Origin of the sequence: Vibrio sp. YT-16, assembly GCF_033337405.1 — a bacterium.
In the GTDB taxonomy this organism is placed as follows: domain Bacteria; phylum Pseudomonadota; class Gammaproteobacteria; order Enterobacterales; family Vibrionaceae; genus Vibrio; species Vibrio alginolyticus.
The window spans coordinates 239,682-263,798 of record NZ_JAWOQQ010000001.1 but is presented as its reverse complement, the minus strand read 5'-3'; the positions used below and the strand labels follow the sequence as shown (position 1 = coordinate 263,798).

The 24,117-nt window shown below is 45.1% G+C and carries 20 protein-coding genes, 1 tRNA gene and 1 riboswitch; of the genes, 14 read left to right on the top strand and 7 right to left on the bottom strand.

What is annotated here, in order from left to right; genetic code table 11:
* Position 1: 1 nt before the first annotated feature.
* The 6 genes from rsxD to R7F07_RS01115 form a co-directional block, all read right to left on the bottom strand.
* Positions 2-1,048 carry an electron transport complex subunit RsxD gene (gene rsxD, locus R7F07_RS01140; RefSeq protein WP_054577635.1) on the bottom strand — a complete coding sequence of 349 codons (1,047 nt, stop codon included), beginning with the start codon at positions 1,046-1,048 and terminating at the stop codon, positions 2-4.
* The gene (gene rsxC, locus R7F07_RS01135; RefSeq protein ID WP_171342876.1) at positions 1,048-3,798 is read right to left on the bottom strand and encodes an electron transport complex subunit RsxC; all 2,751 of its coding nucleotides are present in this window, start codon (positions 3,796-3,798) and stop codon (positions 1,048-1,050) included. Before rsxC ends, rsxD begins: the two co-directional genes overlap by 1 nt.
* Positions 3,799-3,806: 8 nt before the next feature.
* Positions 3,807-4,403 carry an electron transport complex subunit RsxB gene (rsxB, locus tag R7F07_RS01130; protein ID WP_005380760.1) on the bottom strand — a complete coding sequence of 199 codons (597 nt, stop codon included), beginning with the start codon at positions 4,401-4,403 and terminating at the stop codon, positions 3,807-3,809.
* 3 nt (positions 4,404-4,406) lie between these two features.
* On the bottom strand, positions 4,407-4,985 hold the full coding sequence (gene rsxA / locus R7F07_RS01125; RefSeq protein ID WP_005380762.1) for an electron transport complex subunit RsxA: 579 nt from the start codon (positions 4,983-4,985) through the stop codon (positions 4,407-4,409).
* A gap of 305 nt (positions 4,986-5,290) precedes the next feature.
* Complete coding sequence (pflB, locus tag R7F07_RS01120; RefSeq protein WP_171342877.1) at positions 5,291-7,588, bottom strand: formate C-acetyltransferase; 2,298 nt, start codon at positions 7,586-7,588, stop codon at positions 5,291-5,293.
* A 351-nt stretch (positions 7,589-7,939) separates the two neighbouring features.
* A tRNA-Asn gene (locus R7F07_RS01115) sits at positions 7,940-8,015 on the bottom strand.
* Positions 8,016-8,574: 559 nt separating this feature from the next.
* On the opposite strand from R7F07_RS01115, the gene uvrB reads away from it, so the two are divergent.
* From uvrB to luxU, 3 genes are all read left to right on the top strand, one after another.
* Entirely contained in the window at positions 8,575-10,605 is a 2,031-nt protein-coding gene (gene uvrB, locus R7F07_RS01110) for an excinuclease ABC subunit UvrB (protein ID WP_017636056.1), read from the top strand.
* Positions 10,606-10,896: 291 nt separating this feature from the next.
* Positions 10,897-12,303 (top strand): quorum-sensing sigma-54 dependent transcriptional regulator LuxO, encoded by a 1,407-nt coding sequence (gene luxO, locus R7F07_RS01105; RefSeq protein WP_171342878.1) that lies wholly within the window; start codon positions 10,897-10,899, stop codon positions 12,301-12,303.
* Positions 12,300-12,644, top strand: coding sequence for a quorum-sensing phosphorelay protein LuxU (gene luxU / locus R7F07_RS01100; protein WP_017636054.1), 345 nt, complete (start codon positions 12,300-12,302; stop codon positions 12,642-12,644). The genes luxO and luxU overlap by 4 nt, the downstream gene beginning before the upstream one ends.
* A 137-nt stretch (positions 12,645-12,781) precedes the next feature.
* Here luxU and R7F07_RS01095 read toward each other — a convergent pair whose 3' ends face one another.
* On the bottom strand, positions 12,782-13,678 hold the full coding sequence (locus R7F07_RS01095; RefSeq protein WP_171342879.1) for a YvcK family protein: 897 nt from the start codon (positions 13,676-13,678) through the stop codon (positions 12,782-12,784).
* A 175-nt stretch (positions 13,679-13,853) separates the two neighbouring features.
* Positions 13,854-13,988, top strand: a riboswitch (molybdenum cofactor riboswitch).
* On the opposite strand from R7F07_RS01095, the gene moaA reads away from it, so the two are divergent.
* The 11 genes from moaA (at position 13,977) to R7F07_RS01040 (ending at position 24,078) form a co-directional block, all read left to right on the top strand.
* Positions 13,977-14,966, top strand: coding sequence for a GTP 3',8-cyclase MoaA (gene moaA / locus R7F07_RS01090; protein WP_017636052.1), 990 nt, complete (start codon positions 13,977-13,979; stop codon positions 14,964-14,966). Its footprint overlaps the riboswitch before it by 12 nt.
* 101 nt (positions 14,967-15,067) lie before the next feature.
* On the top strand, positions 15,068-15,580 hold the full coding sequence (gene moaB, locus R7F07_RS01085; protein ID WP_005388935.1) for a molybdenum cofactor biosynthesis protein B: 513 nt from the start codon (positions 15,068-15,070) through the stop codon (positions 15,578-15,580).
* Positions 15,581-15,606: 26 nt separating this feature from the next.
* Entirely contained in the window at positions 15,607-16,086 is a 480-nt protein-coding gene (gene moaC, locus R7F07_RS01080; RefSeq protein ID WP_005388936.1) for a cyclic pyranopterin monophosphate synthase MoaC, read from the top strand.
* Positions 16,083-16,340 carry a molybdopterin synthase sulfur carrier subunit gene (gene moaD, locus R7F07_RS01075; protein WP_005388938.1) on the top strand — a complete coding sequence of 86 codons (258 nt, stop codon included), beginning with the start codon at positions 16,083-16,085 and terminating at the stop codon, positions 16,338-16,340. The genes moaC and moaD overlap by 4 nt, the downstream gene beginning before the upstream one ends.
* A 1-nt stretch (position 16,341) precedes the next feature.
* Positions 16,342-16,797 carry a molybdopterin synthase catalytic subunit MoaE gene (moaE, locus tag R7F07_RS01070; RefSeq protein ID WP_017821374.1) on the top strand — a complete coding sequence of 152 codons (456 nt, stop codon included), beginning with the start codon at positions 16,342-16,344 and terminating at the stop codon, positions 16,795-16,797.
* A gap of 531 nt (positions 16,798-17,328) precedes the next feature.
* Positions 17,329-19,005, top strand: a complete 1,677-nt coding sequence (locus R7F07_RS01065; protein ID WP_017633862.1) for an ABC transporter substrate-binding protein — start codon at positions 17,329-17,331, stop codon at positions 19,003-19,005.
* Positions 19,006-19,133: 128 nt separating this feature from the next.
* Positions 19,134-20,054, top strand: a complete 921-nt coding sequence (gene oppB / locus R7F07_RS01060; RefSeq protein WP_005380786.1) for an oligopeptide ABC transporter permease OppB — start codon at positions 19,134-19,136, stop codon at positions 20,052-20,054.
* A 15-nt stretch (positions 20,055-20,069) separates the two neighbouring features.
* On the top strand, positions 20,070-20,972 hold the full coding sequence (oppC, locus tag R7F07_RS01055; protein ID WP_033907331.1) for an oligopeptide ABC transporter permease OppC: 903 nt from the start codon (positions 20,070-20,072) through the stop codon (positions 20,970-20,972).
* 27 nt (positions 20,973-20,999) lie between these two features.
* Positions 21,000-21,971, top strand: a complete 972-nt coding sequence (locus R7F07_RS01050) for an ABC transporter ATP-binding protein (RefSeq protein ID WP_005380792.1) — start codon at positions 21,000-21,002, stop codon at positions 21,969-21,971.
* Positions 21,950-22,963, top strand: a complete 1,014-nt coding sequence (gene oppF, locus R7F07_RS01045; RefSeq protein WP_005387265.1) for a murein tripeptide/oligopeptide ABC transporter ATP binding protein OppF — start codon at positions 21,950-21,952, stop codon at positions 22,961-22,963. The genes R7F07_RS01050 and oppF overlap by 22 nt, the downstream gene beginning before the upstream one ends.
* Before the next feature lie 167 nt (positions 22,964-23,130).
* Positions 23,131-24,078, top strand: a complete 948-nt coding sequence (locus R7F07_RS01040; protein ID WP_005387267.1) for a glutathione S-transferase family protein — start codon at positions 23,131-23,133, stop codon at positions 24,076-24,078.
* Positions 24,079-24,117 lie beyond the last annotated feature (39 nt).

The window sequence follows — 24,117 nt, the reverse complement described above, 5'->3', positions numbered from 1 at the left end:
CTCAGTGACCGTAAGTTCTAGGTTTGGTGTAGTAATCGATCAGTGGCACACACATATTTGCAAGTAACACTGCGAATGCAACACCATCAGGGAAGCCGCCCCAACTGCGAATGATAAAGACCAAAGCACCAATAAGCGCGCCAAAGATCAAACGTCCTTTAACGGTGGTAGACGCCGACACGGGATCGGTTGCAATAAAGAATGCGCCAAGCATGGTTGCACCTGATAACAAGTGGAAGATTGGCGACGCAGTTTCCCCTGGGGTCAGCAAGCTGAACACGAGGCTAAATAGCGTCAGGCTCGCTAGGAAGCCTACGGGGATATACCATTGGATGATACGTTTTTTGATCATCACTAAACCACCAAGTAAGTAGGCAAGATTTACCCATTGCCAACCAATGCCAGCTAATCCATCGAATATTGGCTGCGACAGTACTTCGCTTGGGGTTGCACCTGTATGAATGCCGGTCTTAAATGCATCAAGTGGCGTCGCCATTGTCACACCGTCAACCCCTGTTCGAACTTGCTGAAGCGATAAGCCGTCGTAATCATAGCCCGTAAAAATTAAAGAGAGTGTATCTGCAAAATTTACGTGATCAGGTATGAGTGACGTCGGGGCACTCCAACTCGTCATTTGCACTGGGAATGAGATTAACAAGACCACATAAGCGACCATGGCAGGATTGAATAAGTTTTGACCAAGGCCACCATATAGGTGTTTAGCAATTACGATCGCGAAAATAAGTCCGATCACCATAATCCACCACGGAGACCATGGTGGAATAGCAACGGCTAATAACCAAGCGGTAACGATCGCACTGTTATCACGTAGTGCTCGCATCGGCGAACGTTTACGGAAGACCATAACTAAGGCTTCAAGTGATACAGCGACTGCGATGGCAAAAATCAGCTGAATAAGCGTTCCCCAGCCAAAGAAGTAGGTTTGAGCTACTAAACCTGGAAGTGCGCAAAGTGCCACCCATTTCATTAAGTCTGGCGTACTACGACGACTGTGGGTATGCGGTGAGCTGGCAATAAAAAACGACACTACTCGTTCTCCTCAGTATTATTTTTATTAGCTTCTTGTTGCGCTTTGCGGGCCTTCGCGCGCGCAATTGCTGCGGCAACCGCGGCTTTTTTCGGATCCACTTCTGGTTCTTCAGAAGTTGCTTCTTCAACAGGCTCAGTTTGCGTTTCTTGCTTAGCTTTACGCGCTTTGGCACGTGCAATGGCAGCAGCCACGGCGGCTTTTTTCGGATCTTCGGTTTGCTCGGCAGGTGCTTCAGCTTCTTCCGCTTCAGTTGAGTCTGCTTGTTTCGCTTTACGAGCCTTCGCGCGCGCAATTGCTGCGGCAACCGCGGCTTTTTTCGGATCCACTTCTGGTTCTTCAGAAGTTGCGTCTTCAACAGGCTCAGTTTGCGTTTCTTGCTTCGCTTTACGTGCTTTGGCACGTGCAATGGCAGCTGCCACGGCGGCTTTTTTCGGATCGTCGGTTTGCTCGGCAGGTGCTTCAACTTCTTCCGCTTCAGTTGAGTCTGCTTGCTTCGCTTTGCGCGCTTTGGCACGTGCAATCGCAGCGGCAACTGCGGCTTTTTTCGGATCTTCGGTTTGCTCGGCAGGTGCTTCAGCTTCTTCCGCTTCAATTGAGTCTGCTTGCTTCGCTTTTCGTGCTTTGGCACGTTCAATGGCAGCAGCCACGGCGGCTTTTTTCGGAGCGTCGGTTTGCTCGGCAGGTGCGTCAGCTTCTTCCGCTTCAGTTGAGTCTGCTTGCTTCGCTTTTCTTGCTTTGGCACGTGCAATCGCAGCAGCCACGGCGGCTTTTTTCGGATCGTCGGTTTGCTCAGCAGGTGCGTCAGCTTCTTCCGCTTCAGTTGAGTCTGCTTGCTTCGCTTTACGTGCTTTGGCACGTGCAATGGCAGCAGCAACCGCGGCTTTCTTCGGATCGCCGTCTTGCTGTGCAGACGTTTCCGATTCTACAGATTCAGTTGAATCTTCTTGTTGTGCTTTTTTCGCTTTAGCTCGGGCGATGGCGGCCGCAACTGCCGATTTTTTATCATCAGCGTTATTGTCTGGCGTTTCGCCTTGTTCTTTTTGCGCTTTACGTTCGCGAGCAAGACGTTTGCGTTCTTCGCGCAGTTTTGCCATTTCTGAGTTATCAGGTTCACTAGAGCCTGCTTTAGCTGCTGCCGCTTGTTTCGCCTTCGCTTTGGCAATGGCTGCCGCTACGGCTGGTTTTACTGCTGGCTCTGCTTTTTCTGTGGTTTCTGTCTTTTGAGCTTTCACTCGTGCGATTGCTGCTGCTATCGCATCATCGCCGCCAGAAGACTTCATCTCTTTACGGCGCTGATCGGCAGCTTTCTTGAAGCGATTTTCACGTTCTGCTTTTTCGCGTTCCATACGCGCTTTCTTCTCTTCAAAACGCAGCTTCGCTCGCTCAGCAGCTTCCGCTTCTTGTGTTCTGGTGCGAATTTCCGCTTTTGCTTGGCGGTAATACTGTACGAGCGGAATTTCACTTGGACATACAAACGCACAAGCGCCGCACTCGATACAATCCTTTAAGTTTAATTCTTCGAGTTTGTCATACTCTTCAGCTTTTGCATGCCATTGCAGTTGTTGAGGCAGCAGCGAAGCAGGGCACGCTTCTGCACATTGGCTACAGCGAATACATTCCATCTCATACTGGTGCGGAGAGATCTCACGACGAGTCGGAGCAAGGATACAGTTTGCTGTCTTGGTAATCGGCACTTGGGAGTGAGGAAGGGTAAAGCCCATCATTGGCCCACCCATAATTAAACGCTGTAACTTCTTATCTGCTTTATAGCCAAACTCATCCAACAGTGCTTGTACTGGTGTCCCTAATAATGCCCAAACGTTGCGTGGTTGTTTGAAGGTTTTACCAGTGAGAGTCACGATGCGTTTTATCATCGGCTCACCGTCGATGACTGCGCGTTTTATAGCGTAAAGAGAACCAACATTCTGGACCAAAATACCAATATCTGCTGGAATCGCGCCACTTGGCACTTCTTTATTGGTTAAAATTTTGATCAGCTGTTTTTCACCGCCAGAAGGGTATTTAGTTGGGATAACGCGAATAACGATGTCTTTGTTTATAGCCGCAGCTTCTAGCGCTTTGATTGCTTCTGGTTTGTTGTCTTCAATGCCAATAATCGTGAGCTTTGGTGTCAGGATATGTTCGACAATTTCGATACCTTGAATAAGCTCTTCGGCATGTTCTTGCATGAGCTTGTCATCAGACGTGATGTATGGCTCGCACTCTGCTGCATTAACGATAAGAATCTCGGTACGAGCAAAACCTGATTGGATTTTTTTTGCAGTAGGGAAGCCTGCGCCACCCATACCAGAAATACCAGCGAGACGAATAATATCAATCAGTGCGTCAGGGGTTTCTTGTTGGTAATCTGCGACGGGGTTTCTTTCACACCATGCATCTTTCCCATCAGGCGTGATGACTGCGCACAACTCACTTAACCCAGAAGGGTGCGCGACAGTTCGTGGCTCAATCGCGGTGAGCGTACCTGATGTTGGAGCATGCACTGGAACCGTAAAGCCGGTCTCCGATTGCGTTAATGGCTGACCTTTTAATAAGTAGTCACCTTCGGCAACCAGTAGGTTACCCGCTTTACCAATGTGCTGTTTTAGCGGCAATACAATTTCTGACGGGATAGCCGCATGAGCGAGTTCAGTTTTGTTGGACTGCTTTTTATTTTCTGCCGGATGCACACCACCTGGGAAATCCCAAAGCGCGCCTGTACGAATTTGTTCAATCAAAGACAACATGTGAAACCTTACTTAATTGAATCTTTCACGTTCGCTGCATTGTCGGCAGCATCCGTAATGTTAAGTACCGGAATAGAGTGAAGTTGCCACTTCCAGCTTTCTGTGGTCGTTGCCACAGGAATCATTTCAATACAATCAGTCGGACATGGGGCAACACACAAGTCACAGCCCGTACATTCGTCTTTGATTACGGTATGGACCGCCTTTGTTCCGCCTACAATTGCATCCACCGGACACGCCTGAATACACTTAGTGCAGCCAATACACATGTCTTCATGAATAAACGCAACGGTTGGAATTTTGCTGTCGAGATCGTGCGCAGATTCTTCTGGCTCAACACCCATTAAGTCGGCGAGCTTTTCGATTGTTGCCTGACCACCAGGTGGACATTTGTTTATGTGGTCGCCATTTGCAATTGCTTCAGCATAAGGGCGGCAACCAGGGTAGCCACATTGACCGCATTGAGTTTGCGGTAAAATGGCGTCGATTTGATCCACAATAGGGTCCGCTTCAACTTTAAAGCGAATAGAAGCAAAACCAAGTATCGCGCCGAAAATCGCAGCCAGAACCGCTAACGCGATAATCGCAATTAAAATCGTACTCATCGCTTACTTCACCAAACCTGTAAAGCCCATAAAGGCGAGTGACATTAAACCTGCTGTAATCATTGCTATTGATGCACCTTTAAAAGGTACAGGAACGTCGGCGGCGGCTATGCGCTCTCGCATGGATGCAAAAAGTATCAACACCAATGAGAAACCAACAGCGGCGCCGAAGCCGTAGATGATCGATTCAATAAAGTTATGGTTTTCATTAATGTTAAGAAGTGCCACGCCCAATACTGCGCAGTTTGTTGTGATCAGCGGTAAGAAAATGCCAAGCAAGCGATAAAGCGTCGGGCTGGTTTTGTGCACAACCATTTCGGTGAACTGCACCACAACGGCTATCACCAAAATAAAACTCATGGTTCGAAGGTACTCAATACCCAGTGGACGAAGGATGTAGCTTTCCACTAAATACGCACACACTGACGCGAGCGTTAGCACAAAAGTTGTCGCTAAGCCCATACCTATTGCTGTTTCCAGTTTTTTGGACACGCCCATGAAAGGACATAGGCCCAAAAACTTCACCAGTACAAAGTTGTTCACCAGCACAGTGCCGACCAACAACAAAACATATTCGGTCATAGTTATTACGTTCTTAAAATCCGATCTTGATATTATCGTGTTTTGTGACACCAATAACAACCAGTGAACGATGTGGTTTTACATACACGATGGAAAAATAGTCGTCTATTTGATCTATTTTGATGAATCAATAAGAAATTGAATCGTTTGCTGAATGTATTGTTAGCGAGAGGATACTACCTATTAATTTTCATCTAATGTGTGATTTTAAAAAAAGCCCGCCTCTCCCAGGTAGAAAAGAGAGGCGGGCAATGCATATTTACAAGCTAATTATTTAAACTTTCTGAGTGCTTGATGGACTGTGTTTATATCTTATTCGTGAAGGTACGAGTGATGACGTCTTGCTGTTGCTCTGTCGTTAGAGAGTTAAAACGTACCGCATAACCAGACACTCGAATCGTCAACTGAGGGTATTTCTCTGGATGTTCAACCGCATCCAATAACATCTCTCGGTCTAGAACGTTGACGTTAAGGTGTTGACCACCTTCAATCGCAATGCCCTCGTTGCTTGCTTCGTGATGGAAGTAACCATCCATTAGCGCAGCTAGGTTCTTCTTCTGATTCAAGTCATCTTTACCCAATGCGTTAGGCACAATTGAGAAAGTGTAAGAAATACCATCTTTAGCGTAAGCGAACGGTAGTTTAGAAACCGATGCCAAAGACGCAACCGCCCCTTTTTCATCACGACCGTGCATTGGGTTTGCACCCGGTCCAAAAGGCATACCTGCGCGACGGCCATCTGGTGTATTACCCGTTTTTTTACCGTAAACCACGTTAGATGTGATTGTTAAAATCGATTGAGTTGGCACTGCTTCGCGGTAGGTGTGCATCTTCTGAATTTTCTTCATGAAGCGCTCAACCAGATCACAAGCGAGGTCATCAACACGGGCATCATTGTTACCAAATTTTGGATAATCACCTTCGATTTCAAAATCAACGGCGATGCCATCTTCATCACGAACAGGTTTCACGGTCGCGTATTTAATTGCCGCCAAAGAGTCAGCGACAACAGACAGACCTGCAATACCACACGCCATGGTGCGGTGCACGTCGCGATCCATCAATGCCATCAGTGATGCTTCGTAGCTGTAACGGTCATGTGAGTAATGGATGATGTTCAACGCTGTGACGTATTGCGTTGCTAGCCACTCCAACATATTGTCGAAACGAGGCATCAAAGCGTCAAAGTCGAGAATTTCATCTTGAACTTTGTCCACTACCGGACCCACTTGCGCTTTCGATTTTTCATCGATACCACCATTGATGGTGTAAAGCAGTGCTTTTGCAAGGTTGGCACGTGCACCAAAGAATTGCATGTGCTGACCAACAACCTGCGGGCTCACACAACAGGCAATCGCGTAGTCGTCATTGTCGAAATCAGGACGCATTAGATCGTCGTTTTCGTATTGAACCGAAGAGGTATCAATCGACACTTTTGCAGCATATTGTTTGAACGCTTCAGGCAATTGCTCTGACCAAAGAATCGTCATGTTTGGCTCAGGAGCAGGGCCCATAGTATGTAGCGTATGTAAGTATCGGAATGTCGTTTTAGATACTAGTGTACGGCCATCAACACCCATACCTGCCATGGCTTCGGTTGCCCAGATTGGGTCGCCAGAAAACAATGAATCGTATTCTGGTGTGCGTAGGAAGCGAACCATGCGTAGCTTCATGATGAAGTGGTCAATCATTTCTTGCGCTTGTGATTCATCAATCAAACCGTTTGCGATATCGCGCTCTAGATAGACGTCTAGGAAAGTCGAAGTACGGCCCAGTGACATTGCTGCGCCGTTTTGCGATTTAACCGCCGCTAGGTAGCCAAAGTAGGTAAATTGGATCGCTTCTTGTGCTGTTTTTGCAGGTAGCGACATATCAATGCCGTATTTCAGACCCATTTGACGAATGTCTTCAAGTGCTTGAACTTGATCGGCTATTTCTTCGCGAAGACGAAGTGTTTTCTCAAGATCGTTGCCTTGTTCTAAGAACGTTTGTGTTGAATTGTATTGTTCTTTTTTGTCTGCTTTTAAGAAGTCGATACCGTATAGGGCGAGACGGCGATAGTCACCAATGATACGACCACGGCCATAGGCATCAGGAAGACCCGTAATGATGCCGGATTTACGACACGCTAGGATTTCTTTGGTGTAAAGGTCGAAACACGCTTTGTTGTGAGTTTTACGGTATTCAGTGAAGATTTTTTCAACCGTTGGATCCAGCTCGCGGCCATAAACTTCGCAAGAGTTTTTGACCATGCGAATCCCGCCATTGGCGATGATTGCACGTTTTAGCGGTTGATCAGTTTGTAAGCCAACGATCTTTTCCAGATCTTTGTTGATGTAGCCTGCATCGTGGGAAGTGATTGTTGAGGGCAAGTCTGTGTCAAAATCAATAGGGGCGTGTGTGCGGCTTTCTTGTTTTATGCCTTCAAGCACTTGGTTCCATAATGCTGAAGTGGATTCGCTAACTTCAGCTAAGAAAGTCTCGTCTCCCTCATAGGGTGTATAGTTTTTTTGGATGAAGTCACGAGTGTTGACAGAGTTTTGCCATTCACCAGCAGTAAATCCAGCCCATGCATCTAGCATGTCAGTTGTCGGAATAGTCATAAGTAAATCCCTAAGTTATTGATAATTAGAATGGAGGCGACGAGTAGGACGGAACCATTCTTAACCTTTTTAATCGTATGGATTTATTTATTATGAGTAAAATGAATGCTTTTCATTTTTTTAATGATTAAATTGCATTAATAATAGATTCAACTATTTACGATTGTGTTTTGCTAGAAAAGAGACAGAATTAAATGTGTGGTGCTGTGAGAACACTATCTATAACAATGTTATGAGTTCTGTAATTTGAACTTATTTCGGTGTGATTTTATGACGCCTAGATTGGCTTAGATTTCATGGCGATTAAGATACAAAAAAAGCCGTGTCTTGCGACACGGCTTTTCTATAATCTGGCTCCTCCTGCTGGGCTCGAACCAGCGACCTGCGGATTAACAGTCCGTCGCTCTACCAACTGAGCTAAGGAGGAATTGCTTTGCTTGAAAGCGGGACGAATCTTACCGAGCACTCAAACTACTGTCAACAGTAAAAAAATACATTTTTAGCAAAAAATATTGATTTAAGGGCTTTACTTTTCTGTATGGCTTGCCAGTAAAGGCTCGAGGTTAGTTATCCACTAAATTTGTGGATAAGTATGTTGATGAGATCTGGGTAAAGAAAATTGATATGCAACTAAGTTTTTATTTAATGAATTTTTAGTCAGAGCTATGCGTAAAATAAGCAAATAAAACAGAGATTTATCGATGTTAATCAAAAGGCATTCAAAGTGGATAAAAATCAATCTTTTGGGGATAAGAAAGTTTTAAGCTAATTTTTGGGGAAAAGTTGTGGAAACTATAATGTGAAGAATGTGTGTAGCTCTTCAACTAGGGCGAAGTACTATATCAGAGTCACTTTTGTATGGCTATAGCATTCTAGACAAACAAGAAAATTTATTAACAATGATGGTTAAATTCTCGATAGACGTAGATTTCATTAGCTAAGGTGTATATATATACAGCCAAAGCGCAGTAAAATTGAGGAAGGGTATGAGTAAAGTCTATGAATTGGTCTCCGATTATCAGCCGTCGGGCGATCAACCAGGAGCGATCAATCAGTTGCTTGAGGGGCTCGATGCTGGGCTAGCACATCAAACCTTGTTGGGGGTCACAGGCTCAGGTAAAACCTTCACACTAGCGAATGTGATTGCTCAAGCCCAACGACCTGCAATATTACTTGCGCCAAACAAAACGCTTGCTGCTCAGTTATATGGTGAGATGAAGTCATTCTTTCCTAATAATGCGGTTGAGTATTTTGTTTCTTACTACGATTACTACCAACCTGAAGCGTACGTTCCGACCACGGATACCTTTATAGAGAAAGACGCTTCAGTTAACGCGCATATAGAACAAATGCGTTTGTCTGCTACAAAAGCACTACTAGAACGTAAAGATGCCATTATTGTTGCATCGGTATCGGCTATCTATGGCTTGGGTGATCCTGAATCGTATCTACAAATGATGCTGCACCTACGTCGCGGTGATGTGATTGACCAGCGCGATATGCTACGCCGTCTTGCAGAGCTGCAATACTCACGCAATGACGTTGCATTTGAGCGTGGCCAATTCCGTGTTCGAGGTGAAGTGATTGACATCTTCCCAGCCGAATCAGACCAAGACGCTGTGCGCGTTGAGATGTTTGACGATGAGGTGGATTGCATCAGTGTGTTCGACCCATTGACAGGCGTGGTCAAACAACGAGACTTGCCGCGCTATACCATCTATCCCAAGACGCACTATGTCACGCCAAGAGATCGCATTCTTGAAGCGATTGAAAATATTAAAGTCGAACTAGAAGTGCGCAAAAAGCAGCTTCTAGATAACAACAAGCTACTGGAAGAGCAGCGAATTAGCCAGCGCACTCAATTCGATATCGAAATGATGAATGAGTTGGGCTTTTGCTCCGGTATCGAAAACTATTCTCGTTATCTCAGTGGACGCTCGGAAGGTGAGCCGCCACCAACCCTGTTTGACTACTTACCTCATGATGGCTTGTTGATCATCGATGAATCTCACGTGACAGTACCGCAGATAGGTGCCATGTATAAAGGTGACCGTTCGCGTAAAGAAACGCTGGTGGAGTTTGGTTTCCGGTTACCTTCAGCTTTGGATAATCGTCCACTGAAGTTTGAGGAGTTTGAAGCACTAGCGCCACAAACGATTTTCGTCTCTGCTACGCCCGGAAATTACGAACTAGAAAAATCGGCGGGTGATGTGGCGGATCAAGTCGTTCGTCCAACAGGCTTGCTTGACCCTGAGTTGGAAGTTCGCCCAGTAGCGACCCAAGTCGACGACCTATTGTCTGAGATCCGTATTCGCGCTGCTAAAGATGAACGAGTTCTGGTTACAACACTGACCAAACGAATGGCTGAAGATCTCACCGAATACCTTCACGAACATGATGTTAAGGTACGTTATTTACACTCAGACATTGATACTGTTGAGCGTGTGGAAATTATCCGTGACCTTCGTCTTGGGGAATTTGACGTGCTGGTGGGAATAAACTTATTGAGAGAGGGCCTGGATATGCCAGAGGTCTCGTTAGTTGCAATTTTGGATGCGGATAAAGAGGGCTTCTTGCGGTCTGAACGCTCACTCATTCAGACCATTGGTCGTGCTGCGCGAAACATCGAAGGTAAGGCGATTCTATACGCTGACCGAATCACCAACTCAATGAAAAAGGCGATGGATGAAACTAACCGTCGTCGCGAGAAGCAGGAAGCGTACAACGAAGAAATGGGTATTTCGCCACAAGCGCTCAAACGAAATATCAAAGACATCATGGAACTTGGCGATATCACTAAGTCTAAACGCCAACGTAACACTAAACAGGTACCATTATCGAAAGTGGCGGAGCCTTCGCAAACTTACGAGGCACTGTCCCCTCAGCAGCTAGAAAAAGAAATCAGTCGACTGGAGGCGGCGATGTATCAGCATGCGCAAGATTTAGAATTTGAGTTAGCGGCACAAAAGCGTGACGAGATTGAAAAACTACGAGCGCAGTTCATCGCAAATAGTTGAACAAACTTACCGATTTAGCTATCCAAGCATTTTAGGTCGCTTGTAAAAAAAAGAAGCCAATAGGCAGTCGGGTCTATTGGCTTGTTTTGTGAACATATCGTTCACTAACAACGTCAGTTGGCTAGGTGACCCGAGGGGTCACTATCGTTACAGCATGGTTTGTGCCACTTTTTAAATAATTGATATTATTTTTGAATTTTTTCCTTTGCCCATAATTTAGCTAATGTTATTTGCAAAATGCAAAGCGTAATGCGATTATTGTTTAAAACACAACAAAATAATAGCTAGGTTATGCAACAAAAACCCGAAGGCCCAAAGTCTCGTTACCTTTTAATGGTCGAGGACACCGCATCTGTTGCGGCTCTGTACCGCTCATACCTGACACCGCTTGGCATAGATATCAATATTGTCGGCACAGGTAGGGATGCCATTGAGAGCCTAAATCATCGAATTCCAGATCTTATTTTACTCGATCTCCGTCTGCCAGATATGACGGGGATGGACGTTTTACATGCCGTTAAAAAGAGTCATCCCGACGTACCTATAATCTTTATGACCGCTCACGGTTCTATCGATACCGCTGTCGAGGCCATGCGTCATGGCTCACAAGACTTTTTAATCAAACCGTGTGAAGCAGACCGTTTACGTGTCACGGTTAACAATGCCATTCGTAAAGCGACCAAGCTAAAAAATGAAGCCGATAATCCAGGTAATCAGAGCTATCAGGGGTTTATCGGCAGTAGCCAAACCATGCAGCAGGTTTACCGTACGATAGATTCAGCGGCGAGCAGTAAAGCGAGTATTTTTATCACAGGTGAAAGTGGTACTGGTAAAGAGGTATGTGCCGAGGCTATTCACGCAGCAAGTAAACGTGGTGACAAACCTTTTATTGCAATTAACTGTGCTGCAATTCCAAAAGATTTGATTGAGAGTGAACTGTTTGGTCACGTAAAAGGGGCCTTTACTGGCGCTGCGAATGATCGTCAAGGGGCAGCTGAGTTAGCGGATGGCGGCACACTTTTTCTAGATGAGCTTTGTGAGATGGACTTGGATTTACAAACCAAGTTGCTACGATTTATTCAAACGGGCACATTCCAAAAAGTGGGTTCCTCAAAAATGAAGAGCGTGGATGTGCGCTTTGTGTGTGCCACTAACCGTGATCCCTGGAAAGAGGTACAAGAAGGTCGATTCCGTGAAGATTTGTACTATCGTTTGTATGTCATTCCTTTGCATTTACCGCCTTTACGCGAACGAGGCGAAGATGTTATTGAAATTGCATACTCACTGTTAGGTTACATGTCACACGAAGAAGGAAAAAGCTTCATACGTTTTGCGCCTGATGTCATCGAGCGATTCAACAGCTATGAGTGGCCGGGTAACGTTCGTCAGTTACAAAACGTGCTACGCAATATCGTTGTTCTAAACAACGGTAAAGAGATTACGTTGGACATGTTACCGCCACCGTTGAATCAACCGCTTGGCCGTCCGTCGTCTGTGGCTAAATTAATTGAGCCGAAAGCGATGACCGCATCTGAGATTATGCCATTATGGATGACGGAAAAAATGGCAATCGAGCAAGCGATTGAAGCATGTGATGGCAATATTCCTCGAGCGGCGGGATACCTTGATGTCAGTCCGTCGACGATTTACCGCAAGTTACAGGCATGGAACGGCAAGGAAGAGCGGCAAAAAGTATGAGTGTAAATGTATTAAATCAGCAAAAAATAGATGAACTGTCGATGGAAATTGGCAGTGACAACGTACCTGTACTGTTCGATATCTTCCTAGGAGAAATGGATACCTATATCGAGAACTTATCCCAACTGCAGGGGGCAGAGCGATTAGCTTACTCAAAAGAAATCAGCCACGCGTTGAAAAGTAGTGCTGCGAGCTTTGGGGCAGATCGCCTTTGTGAACTGGCTATGTCCATAGACAAAAAAGCGAAAGCCGGTGAGTTGACTGCGGAGTCTGAGGAGTTAGAGGCTATGTTCGATCTTTTGCACGAAACTCGAGATGCTTATCGCTCTTGGCGACAGTAGCTATTTTTTCTATTAACCATTTTTTCTTAGTAAACATCTGTTTTTACTGGATGCCTGAACTAAAACCCTTCGATGACAGAAGGGTTTTCATTATCAATAAACACCTTAAAAGAGGGCGCTAGCCAGGTAACGTGCTCTTAAATAGAAAGTTGTAGCTGATTTTCAATCGCTAGTTTGAGCTTGTTTCTATCGTGACGCCAGTCTCGGTTAGAGGAGGCGAGTGACTCCGTCACTACATTCCATTGACTTAAGATGTCTTGCTCGGTTTTCTCTGCTAGAACCACGTCTATTTTTCTTCCTTGACAGGCACGTTCACACCATTCTAATTTTTGAGCCATCGTCATTCGTCCCGCTGGGCCGTATTCTGGACTCAGGTTAGCAACAAAAATGACTTTTGCTTTTGTGTTTGCTGCAATCGCTTTGCCGAGTTCAGGCAGCAATAAAGGAGGCATGATACTAGTTAAAAAACTGCCAGGGCCAAGAATAATCGCGTCCGCTTCCGCCAAAGCTGTGATGGCTTCTTTGGTAGCAGGCACTTCTGGTGAAAGATCCAAACGTCGCAGGTCTGCTTTCATTTCGTCGACATTTGTTTCTCCCGTAACCCACTTCCCATCTACGGATAACGCGGAAAGATCCGAAGGGTGTTCGGACATAGGAAGGATGTTAACGTCGACTTTTAACATATTGCGAATCAGATTAATGGCATCTAAAGGTCTGACCGATAAGTTATCGAGTGCAGTAAGCATCAAATTACCAAGATTATGACCATCAAGTTCGCCAGTGCCTTTGAAGCGATATTCAAACATCATAGAACTGATCGAAGGCTCTGTAATGAGCTGATTAATACAGTTACGTGTGTCTCCCCAAGCGATTCCTCCTTGGCAGTGACGAATTCTTCCTGTTGAACCACCATTGTCAGTCGTGGCAACAATCCCAGTTGCATTGCTGCCAAAATCTCGTAATGCGGCCAGCATTCGACCTAAGCCATGACCACCGCCAACAGCGACCACTTTTTTATCTGTGTAGATATTCATTATGTTCTTCTAATAATCTAATAAAAAACGGCTACAATTTATCTTAAGGAGTGTCTTAAAGGTACTCACTTAGCGGTAAATTGTGTCTCTAGAGAGTTTTTTATCACTCAAGTCTGGATTCCATTACAAATATTAAGTATTTTACACCGCAAAGCTATCAGAGATTTCATATCTCTGGTTGCCATAACTCCGAGCTCACTATTGCTAAGTCCTTGGATAAGCGTTTTGAGCCAGTGGCATACTGTCACAAGGGCATGATTGGAAATGGCCATGCCTCCCGTGTTTGGAAAGGTGTTCCGTGGCGCAACAATTCGAAGACAAATTTCATCGTAAGTTTTATTACTTGCGTCTGTCTGTGACCGACGTATGTAATTTCAAATGTACCTATTGCCTTCCTGATGGCTATAAGCCTTCGGGCAATAAAAACTCGTCTTTTTTATCTCTCCCTGAAATCAAACGGGTCGTAAAAGCATTCGCTGATTGTGGCACGTCAAAAGTGCGCATCACTGGTGGTGAGCCTAGCTTACGCAAAGATTTTACCGACATTATCCATTCAGTAGCGGCGACGCCTGGCATTCAAAAAGTTGCAACGACAACCAATGGCTATCGCATGGCAAAACAAGTCGCAGATTGGCGTGAAGCGGGTTTAACCCACATTAATGTCAGTGTGGATAGCCTTGACCCGCGTATGTTTCATCAAATCACAGGTGAAAATAAGTTTACTGAAGTCATGAATGGTATCGAACGTGCGTTCGAGGTCGGTTATGAGCAAGTAAAAGTTAATGTGGTGTTGATGAAAGATCTGAACCATCACGAGCTGCCAGCGTTTCTTAACTGGATAAAAGATCGTCCAATCCAACTGCGTTTCATTGAGTTGATGCAAACGGGTGAGATGGATGAGCTATTTAATAAGCACCATGTATCCGGAGTGGCAATTCGTAACCAGCTAATTGCAAATGGTTGGTTGCTGAAAGTGCGCTCGCATAATGATGGTCCTGCGCAAGTATTTGTTCATCCTGATTACAAGGGTGAAATAGGTCTTATCATGCCTTATGAAAAAGACTTTTGTGAAAGCTGCAACCGACTGCGCGTTTCGGCGATGGGTAAGCTGCACCTATGTCTGTTTGGAGACCACGGTGTAGAATTGCGTGATCTTTTGGAACGTGATGAGCAAGAGAGTGAGCTTATTGAACGTATCCAGGCGCAGTTACAAACCAAGTCGGTAAGCCATTTCTTGCATGATGGCAATACTGGTATGACGCCACACCTCGCGTCTATCGGCGGCTAACTTCATTCAATTTTTAGAGCGAGTTCACTGATAAGCTGGCTCTAACTTTTTCCGAATCGATACCAAGCGTATCAAAGCTAATTAAGAGAATAGGTGAACAAATGGGTCACGCTGAAAGCAAATTCCAACCTGCAAATATTGCCGTTCTAACGGTATCTGACACTCGTACTGAAGAAAACGATACCTCTGGTCGTTACCTTGCTGAACATGCTCAAGAAGCGGGTCACAACGTAGTAGACAAGCAAATTGTTATTGATGACATGTACAAGATCCGCGCGATTGTTTCTCAATGGATTGCTGATGAAAGCGTACAAGCGATCATGATTACTGGCGGTACAGGTTTCACCTCACGTGATAGCACGCCAGAAGCACTTAAGCCTCTATTTGATAAAGAAGTTGAAGGTTTTGGTGAGTTGTTCCGTATGGTGTCGTACGAAGAGATCGGTACGTCTACGATTCAGTCTCGTGCGATTGCTGGTTTTGCTAACCACACCGTGATCTTCGCAATGCCAGGTTCAACTGGTGCGTGCCGCACAGGCTGGACAAAAATTATTAAACAGCAGTTGGATGCAAGTCATCGCCCTTGTAACTTCATGCCACACCTATCTGTATAACCTTTCCTAAAAGCGAAGGAAAAACAATGACCCAATTTACACATATCAATGCTTCTGGCGAAGCAAACATGGTTGACGTGTCAGCAAAAACGGAGACGGTTCGTGAAGCTCGTGCTGAAGCATTTGTTCACATGGCCCCAGAAACACTTCAACTGATTGTCTCTGGCCAGCACCATAAAGGTGATGTATTTGCGACGGCTCGTATTGCTGGTATTCAAGCTGCGAAGAAAACCTGGGATTTGATTCCACTTTGTCATCCGCTACTACTCTCTAAAGTTGAAGTTCAACTGGAAGCTATCGAAACAGAAAACAAAGTTCGCATCGAATCAGTATGTAAACTTGCGGGTAAAACTGGTGTGGAAATGGAAGCGCTCACGGCAGCTTCCGTTGCTGCTCTAACGATTTACGATATGTGTAAAGCAGTACAAAAAGACATGGTCATTGGTCAAGTTCGTCTACTAGAGAAAACGGGTGGTAAATCTGGTCACTTTAAGGTGGAATCATGATTAAAGTACTTTTCTTTGCTCAAACTCGCGAGCTGATTGGCATCGACAGTGTCGAGTTAGACGGGCCGTTTGAAACGGTTGAATCAATTCGTGCACATCTAGTGGAAGAAGGCACTAAGAAAGATGGCAAGTGGGATTTAGCGCTCGAGCCAGGAAAGCTACTTGCTGCAGTGAACCAATCCATCGTCCCTTTGGATACACAAGTAAAAGCAGGTGACGAAGTTGCGTTTTTCCCGCCGGTAACTGGGGGTTAAGATGGATTCTCGTGTATCTGTACAAATTGAAGACTTTTCGGTTGAGCAAGAATATCAACGTCTATCTGAAGGGACGGCTGCCGGCGCTGTCGTTACATTCGTTGGTAAAGTTCGAGATATGAACCTTGGGGATAATGTCATTGGTTTACATCTAGAGCACTATCCGGGGATGACAGAGAAGAGCTTGAGCGACATTTGTGATCAAGCTGAGTCTCGCTGGCCACTATTAGGTGTACGCGTGATTCATCGCGTCGGAGACATGGATAGCGGTGATCAAATTGTATTTGTGGGCGTTTCCAGTGCGCACCGCGGCGCGGCATTTGATGCGTGCGAGTTCATCATGGATTATCTGAAAACCCAAGCTCCATTTTGGAAAAAAGAGCGTACGACGAATGAAGATCGTTGGGTTGAGTCGCGCGACACCGATCATCAAGCTGCACAGCGTTGGGAAAAATAGAACTAACCCGCATTCTAGTGAAAAAAGCTAAGTGCTAATGGTACTTAGCTTTTTTTGTATTTATCTTCATTGTATTGCTCACTTTGTTTCAATATTTCCTATCTTTTGTCTGGTGATATTCTTCACAATAAAAGTTTTTTGCCCAATATATAAACAATTATTTGTTAGACTTGATTTGTCATAAATGTTAAATGATGTGTAAATATCTAGCATAAGATGCTAGTAAATGGTTTAAACTCAGATTAATCGAAAGTTTCGCCTGTTAAATGTCGCTTCTGGTCTTTATTTGGCTGGTGAATGCTTTGGGGTTAGAGTTTACTGCTAGATATGTGTGGTTTAGTCAGCATTATTGGTTTTTTTGCTACATTTTTATGGCAAATTACTTCAATGATTGCTAATGTGTGCCGCAGTCTTTGTAAGGTTTTAGACTTTTGTGCTCAGAAAGTGCACTAAAAAAATCTAAAACTCTGACCGTTCCAGGCCCTTACAAAGAAGTCATGGATGCTAACGAAAAAATTTGGAGTTTTACGCATGTATAAGAATAAAATCACGCGCGCTTTATTTATTGGTGCTGGTCTTTCTCTCGCTCTAGCTGGTTGTGGTGAAAAGCCTGCGGAGAAACAAGCTGCTGAGCCTGCTCCGGCTCCAGCCCCTGAAGCTAAATCTGATTCTAAAGAGCCAAAACTTGCTGCTGTTCAAGAATTGGTGCGTGGTAACGGTACAGAAGTTGCGACAATAGACCCTCATAAATCTCAAGGTGTTCCAGAATCCCACGTGATTCGCGATCTTCTTGAAGGCCTTGTAAACCAAGATGCGGACGGTAACACTATCCCTGGTGTTGCAGAATCTTGGGAAACTGAAGACAACAAAACATACACTTTCCACTTACGTGAAGACGCAAAATGGTCAAACGGTGATCCTGTCACTGCAGGTGATTTCGTTTACAGCTTCCAACGCGCAGTCGATCCAGCAACCGCCTCTCCATATGCTTGGTACATGGAATACACCAAGATGAAGAACGCAAAAGACATTGTTGCGGGTAAAAAAGATAAGAGCGAGTTAGGTGTTAAAGCGGTTGACGATCACACGTTAGTGGTTGAGTTAGATACTGCAGTACCATATTTTGTAATGATGATGGGCCACACGACAGTGAAACCTGTTCATCAAGCAACTGTTGAAAAGTTCGGCGATCAATGGACGAAGCCAGAGAACTTTGTAGGTAACGGTGCTTATGTTGTTGACAACTGGGTTGTAAACGAGCGTTTGGTTCTAAAACGTAACGAACAGTACTGGGACAACGAAAACACGACGCTTGACCAGGTTACTTTCCTACCAATCGAGAACCAAGTAGCGGAAATGAACCGCTTCCTAGCGGGTGAAATCGACTTCACGAACGAGCTGCCTACAGAGCACTTCAAGCGTCTGAAGAAAGAGCACCCACAAGAAGTGTCGGTAACCGGTAACTTATGTACTTACTACTACATCTTCAATACGAAGAAAAAGCCGTTTGATGATGTTCGTGTGCGTAAAGCGATTTCTTATGCGATTGACCGTAACATTGTGACCGATGCGATTTTAGGTCAAGGTCAAAAGCCAGCTTACTTCCTAACACCTGAAATTACGGCAGGTTTCAACCCAGAAATTCCTGCATACGGCAAAATGACGCAAGAAGAGCGTAACGCAGAAGCTGCGCGTCTATTGGAAGAAGCGGGTTACGGCGCAGACAACCCTCTTGAATTTAACCTTCTATACAATACATCAGAGAACCACAAGAAACTTGCGGTTGCACTGGGTTCAATGTGGAAGAAGACACTTGGTCTAGACGTTACGCTAGAAAACCAAGAGTGGAAAACTTACCTATCTACCAAAGATTCTGGCAACTTTGAGGTTGCTCGTGCAGGTTGGTGTGGCGACTACAACGAAGCTTCATCTTTCCTAACGCTGATGATGAGTAATAACACTACTGGTGGTATTCACTACGACAGCAAAGAGTACGATGCGATCATGAACAAAGCATTTGCTTCAACTTCTGACGAAGAGCGCCAAGCACTTTACCTAGAAGCAGAGAAGTTGATGGCAAAAGATATGCCAATCGCACCTATCTACCAGTACGTGAAATCACGTCTACTATCACCGAAAGTTGGTGGCTTCCCAGTAAATAACGCGGAAGACAAGATTTACTCTAAAGATCTCTACATCACAGAGTAATTCGTAACTCGATAGAACTATAAAAATGAGGCCCTACATGTGAGAAATTGCATGTAGCGCCTATCTTTAGTCCAAAAGAATTGGACGACTTCTTTAATTTAACTGTCACAGACTGAAAGAGTGAGTTTATGCTTAAATTCATCGCAAAAAGGATATTTGAGGCGATCCCAACAATGTTGGTTTTGATCACCGTATCTTTCTTTCTTATGCGCTTTGCACCGGGAAACCCTTTCTCGACAGAGCGTCCATTGCCACCCGAAGTAATGGCAAATATCGAAGCTAAATATGGCTTGGATAAACCTGTATTTGAACAATACACCACGTATTTGACCAATGTTATCCAAGGCGATTTCGGACCGTCATTTAAATACCTTGATTACTCAGTAAACGAGCTGATCGCGGTTGCCTTACCTGTTTCGGCTAAAGTGGGCTTCATCGCCTTTATCTTTACTTTGATAATGGGGGTTACCGTCGGTACCATTGCTGCGCTCAAGCAAAATACTTGGATTGATTACACCATTATGTCGACTGCGATGCTTGGTGTCGTAATGCCATCCTTCGTATTAGCGCCTGCGCTTATCTACATATTCTCGCTTCACTGGAATATCTTCCCTGCGGGCGGTTGGCAAGATGGTAGCTGGCAGTATTTAGTGCTTCCTGTTATTGGTATGTCGCTACTGTATGTTGCTACCTTTGCTCGTATTACGCGTGGTTCGATGATCGAAACCCTAAACAGTAACTTTATTCGTACGGCACGTGCTAAAGGTCTAAGTTACCGTTATATCATTATCAAACACGCTCTTAAGCCGGCACTTCTCCCTGTTGTTTCTTACATGGGTCCAGCTTTCGTAGGTATCATCACCGGTTCCGTTGTTATCGAAACCATTTTTGGTCTGCCTGGTATTGGTAAACTATTCGTTAACGCTGCGTTTAACCGTGACTACTCGCTAGTAATGGGGGTAACCATTCTGATTGGTTTCCTATTCATTCTATTCAACGCGATTGTAGATATTTTACTTGCAATGATTGACCCGAAAATTCGCTACTAACAGGGACGTTTGGTTATGTTAACGAAAAAAGAAAACCTAGAAGCGATTGAGAAATTCTCCGAAAACTTGGAGATTGAAGGTCGCAGTCTTTGGCAAGATGCTCGTATCCGTTTCATGCGCAACAAAGCGGCGATGGTGAGCTTATTCCTTCTTGTTATAATGACGTTGGCCGTTATTATCCTGCCAATGATCGCACCGTACACATTTGATGATACTGACTGGTACGCGATGCACGTTGCACCGAATGCTGACCATTGGTTTGGTACTGACAGCTTAGGCCGTGATTTATACGTGCGTACGCTAATTGGAGGTCGTATTTCGTTGATGGTAGGTGTTATGGGTGCATTTGTAGCGGTACTGATTGGTACGCTCTACGGCGCAGCATCTGGTTTCATCGGCGGTAAAGTTGACCGCGTAATGATGCGTATTCTAGAAATTTTATACGCGGTACCGTTTATGTTCCTGGTGATTGTACTGGTAACATTCTTCGGTCGTAACATCATGCTGATCTTCGTTGCGATTGGTGCTATCGCATGGCTAGATATGGCGCGTATCGTACGTGGTCAGACTCTTAGTCTACGTAGCAAGGAGTTTATCGAAGCGGCACATGTGTGTGGTGTAAGCAACTGGAAAATCATTACTCGTCATATCGTACCTAACGTACTGGGTATTGTAGCGGTATACTCTACGCTGCTTATCCCAAGTATGATTCTAACGGAATCATTCCTATCATTCCTTGGTCTTGGTGTTCAGGAACCAATGACAAGTTGGGGCGCTCTTCTACAAGAAGGTGCACAGACAATGGAAGTAGCAATCTGGCAGCTGGCATTCCCAGCAGTGTTCATGGTTGTGACGCTATTCTGCTTCAACTACGTTGGTGACGGCCTGCGCGATGCGCTGGATCCAAAAGACAGATAATTAAAAGATAAGATTAAGGAAGCAATGATGAGCTTATTAGATGTCAAAGATCTGCGCGTCGAATTCACCACGCAAGATGGTATCGTAACCGCAGTAAACGATTTGAACTTCTCTCTCAACCAAGGCGAAACCTTAGGTATCGTTGGAGAGTCGGGATCAGGTAAATCTCAAACCGTATTCGCAATCATGGGCCTTTTGGCTAAGAACGGTATTATTTCTGGTAGCGCAAAGTTTGAAGGCAAAGAAATCCTAAACTTACCAGAAAAAGAACTGAACAAAGTGCGTGCGGAACAGATCGCAATGATCTTCCAAGACCCAATGACATCACTGAACCCTTACATGAAAGTGAGTGATCAGTTGATGGAAGTGCTTATGCTGCACAAAGGCATGGGCAAAGCGGAAGCATTTGAAGAATCAGTACGCATGCTGGAAGCGGTAAAAATCCCTGAAGCGCGTAAGCGTATCACGATGTACCCGCATGAGTTTTCAGGCGGTATGCGTCAGCGTGTAATGATCGCGATGGCGTTGTTATGTCGTCCTAAACTGCTTATTGCCGATGAGCCAACAACAGCACTTGATGTGACGGTACAAGCACAGATCATGGACTTGTTGAATGAGCTGAAATCTGAGTTCAACACAGCGATCATCATGATCACGCACGACCTTGGTGTGGTTGCAGGTTCGTGTGACAAGGTGCTGGTGATGTATGCAGGCCGTACTATGGAGTACGGCAACGTAAACGAAATTTTCTACAATCCAAGCCATCCTTATGCGGAGGGGCTGCTGAAGGCGATTCCTCGCCTCGATACTGAGGGTGAAATTCTGCCGACCATTCCTGGTAATCCACCAAACTTGCTTCGTCTACCGCCGGGCTGCCCTTATCAAGAGCGCTGTCACCGTGTGATGGATCGTTGTAAGCGCGAGGCGCCAATTCTGACACCATTTGGTGATGGTCGTCAGCGTGCATGTTTTTCTGAATGGGAGGCTTGGAACAAATGAACGCAGTAGACAAAAAACTAATTCTGGACATTTCTGAGCTGAAAGTTCACTTCAGCATTGCCTCAAAGTCGGCATGGCCGTGGTCAAAGCCTTCGAGCCTGAAAGCGGTAGATGGCGTGAACGTTCGACTATACGAAGGGGAAACGCTTGGTGTAGTAGGTGAATCAGGTTGTGGTAAATCGACGTTTGCTCGTGCCATCATTGGTCTGGTTGAAGCTACTGACGGCCAAGTAGTTTGGTTGGGTCAAGACCTTACTAAAATGAAAAGCGTTCAGCGCCGTGAGACGCGTAAAGAAATTCAGATGATTTTCCAAGACCCATTGGCATCGCTGAATCCGCGTATGACTGTTGGTGATATCATTGCTGAACCTCTTGAGACATTCTATCCAGAACTGTCTAAGCAGGAAGTGAAAGATCGCGTTAAAGAGATGATGGCGAAAGTTGGCCTATTACCTAACGTGATTAACCGTTACCCACACGAGTTCTCGGGTGGTCAGTGTCAGCGTATCGGGATAGCGCGTGCGCTTATCCTTAAGCCTAAGATGATCATTTGTGACGAGCCAGTATCGGCGCTTGATGTATCTATTCAAGCTCAGGTGGTTAACCTACTTAAAGAGATTCAAAAAGAGTTAGGGCTTTCTCTGGTATTCATTGCGCATGACTTGTCTGTCGTTAAACACATTTCAGATCGCGTTTTAGTTATGTATTTAGGTAATGCCGTGGAACTTGGCGAGGCCGAGGCTCTGTTTGCTGATCCTAAGCACCCATATACGCGTGCGCTGATGTCTGCGGTTCCGATCCCGGACCCGGATATTGAGCGCAATAAGAAAATCCAAATGCTAGAGGGTGATCTTCCTTCACCTATCAACCCACCGTCGGGTTGTGTATTCCGCACTCGTTGCCCACAAGCAACCGAAGAGTGTGCGAAGACAAAGCCAACCATTTTAGGTAATGACGTTCACGCGGTATCTTGTTTACACGTTAGTGTATAAATTCAGCCTGTGACGGGCTTAAGCGCGACACCTTCATCGGGTCGCGCTTTTTTTATGTGTCTGATTTATACATTCGAATTTCTTGAACATGATGTCCTAAGTTCGATGATTCTCTGTTTGATAGGAAACGCTAATATAGACACAAACAGAACGAGAGGAGAGCAATCATGGGTAAGTTGGTTGAAGGTGTTTGGCAAGATGTCTGGTATGACACAAAATCAAATGGTGGCAAATTTGTGCGCGAAGATGCCGGATTCCGTAACTGGGTTAAAAACGACCCTGATGCGGAGTTTACACCAGAGTCCGGTCGATACCATTTGTATGTCTCTCTTGCTTGTCCGTGGGCACATCGAACCCTCATTTTCCGCAAGCTGAAAGGTTTAGAACCACATATTGATGTCACGGTCGTTTGCCCTGATATGCTCAGCCAAGGTTGGCAAATGGGGCTTCCTGAGCCATTGTTTGGTCACACGCGCATGTATCAAATTTACACGCAGGCCAAACCCGATTACACGGGCCGCGTAACCGTGCCTGTACTTTGGGATAAAAAGACCAATACTATTGTGTCAAACGAGTCGTCAGAGATCATTCGCATGTTCAATTCGGAATTCAATGCGTTAACAGGGAATCACGACGACTACTATCCAGATCATCTAAAACACGTTATTGATGAGTGGAACGATTTTGTTTATCCGAATGTCAACAACGGAGTGTATCGTTGTGGCTTCGCGACTACACAAGAGGCGTATGAAGAAGCGTTTGATTCTTTGTTTAATGCGTTAGATAAAATCGATGCTCACTTAGCGACGCATCGTTACTTAGCAGGGAACACAATTACTGAGGCTGATTGGCGTTTGTTTACGACTCTTATTCGTTTTGATGCGGTGTATGTGGGGCATTTCAAGTGTAACAAGCAGCGCATCGCAGACTACGAAAATATACAAGGCTACTTAAAAGAGTTATATCAAGTCGAAGGCGTCGAAGAAACGACGGATTTCTATCACATTAAACGCCACTACTACTTCAGCCACACTGGGATTAATCCGACGCAAGTTGTACCAAAAGGGCCTGATTTAGACCTAAATACTCCTCATGGAAGAGAAAGGATTGGCTAGTTTGCTGCTTCCATCGCAAATGAAAAAGTACTTAACGGT

Bases quoted from the DNA above. Each gene is read 5' to 3' on its own strand.
- rsxC (WP_171342876.1), bottom strand. From the start codon at position 3,798: ATGTTGTCTTTGATTGAACAAATTCGTACAGGCGCGCTTTGGGATTTC.
- rsxB (WP_005380760.1), bottom strand. From the start codon at position 4,403: ATGAGTACGATTTTAATTGCGATTATCGCGTTAGCGGTTCTGGCTGCG.
- rsxA (WP_005380762.1), bottom strand. From the start codon at position 4,985: ATGACCGAATATGTTTTGTTGTTGGTCGGCACTGTGCTGGTGAACAAC.
- pflB (WP_171342877.1), bottom strand. From the start codon at position 7,588: ATGACTATTCCGACAACTGACATGCTAGATGCATGGGCTGGATTTACT.
- uvrB (WP_017636056.1), top strand. From the start codon at position 8,575: ATGAGTAAAGTCTATGAATTGGTCTCCGATTATCAGCCGTCGGGCGAT.
- luxO (WP_171342878.1), top strand. From the start codon at position 10,897: ATGCAACAAAAACCCGAAGGCCCAAAGTCTCGTTACCTTTTAATGGTC.
- luxU (WP_017636054.1), top strand. From the start codon at position 12,300: ATGAGTGTAAATGTATTAAATCAGCAAAAAATAGATGAACTGTCGATG.
- R7F07_RS01095 (WP_171342879.1), bottom strand. From the start codon at position 13,678: ATGAATATCTACACAGATAAAAAAGTGGTCGCTGTTGGCGGTGGTCAT.
- moaB (WP_005388935.1), top strand. From the start codon at position 15,068: ATGGGTCACGCTGAAAGCAAATTCCAACCTGCAAATATTGCCGTTCTA.
- moaC (WP_005388936.1), top strand. From the start codon at position 15,607: ATGACCCAATTTACACATATCAATGCTTCTGGCGAAGCAAACATGGTT.
- moaD (WP_005388938.1), top strand. From the start codon at position 16,083: ATGATTAAAGTACTTTTCTTTGCTCAAACTCGCGAGCTGATTGGCATC.
- moaE (WP_017821374.1), top strand. From the start codon at position 16,342: ATGGATTCTCGTGTATCTGTACAAATTGAAGACTTTTCGGTTGAGCAA.
- R7F07_RS01065 (WP_017633862.1), top strand. From the start codon at position 17,329: ATGTATAAGAATAAAATCACGCGCGCTTTATTTATTGGTGCTGGTCTT.
- oppB (WP_005380786.1), top strand. From the start codon at position 19,134: ATGCTTAAATTCATCGCAAAAAGGATATTTGAGGCGATCCCAACAATG.
- oppC (WP_033907331.1), top strand. From the start codon at position 20,070: ATGTTAACGAAAAAAGAAAACCTAGAAGCGATTGAGAAATTCTCCGAA.
- R7F07_RS01050 (WP_005380792.1), top strand. From the start codon at position 21,000: ATGAGCTTATTAGATGTCAAAGATCTGCGCGTCGAATTCACCACGCAA.
- oppF (WP_005387265.1), top strand. From the start codon at position 21,950: ATGGGAGGCTTGGAACAAATGAACGCAGTAGACAAAAAACTAATTCTG.
- R7F07_RS01040 (WP_005387267.1), top strand. From the start codon at position 23,131: ATGGGTAAGTTGGTTGAAGGTGTTTGGCAAGATGTCTGGTATGACACA.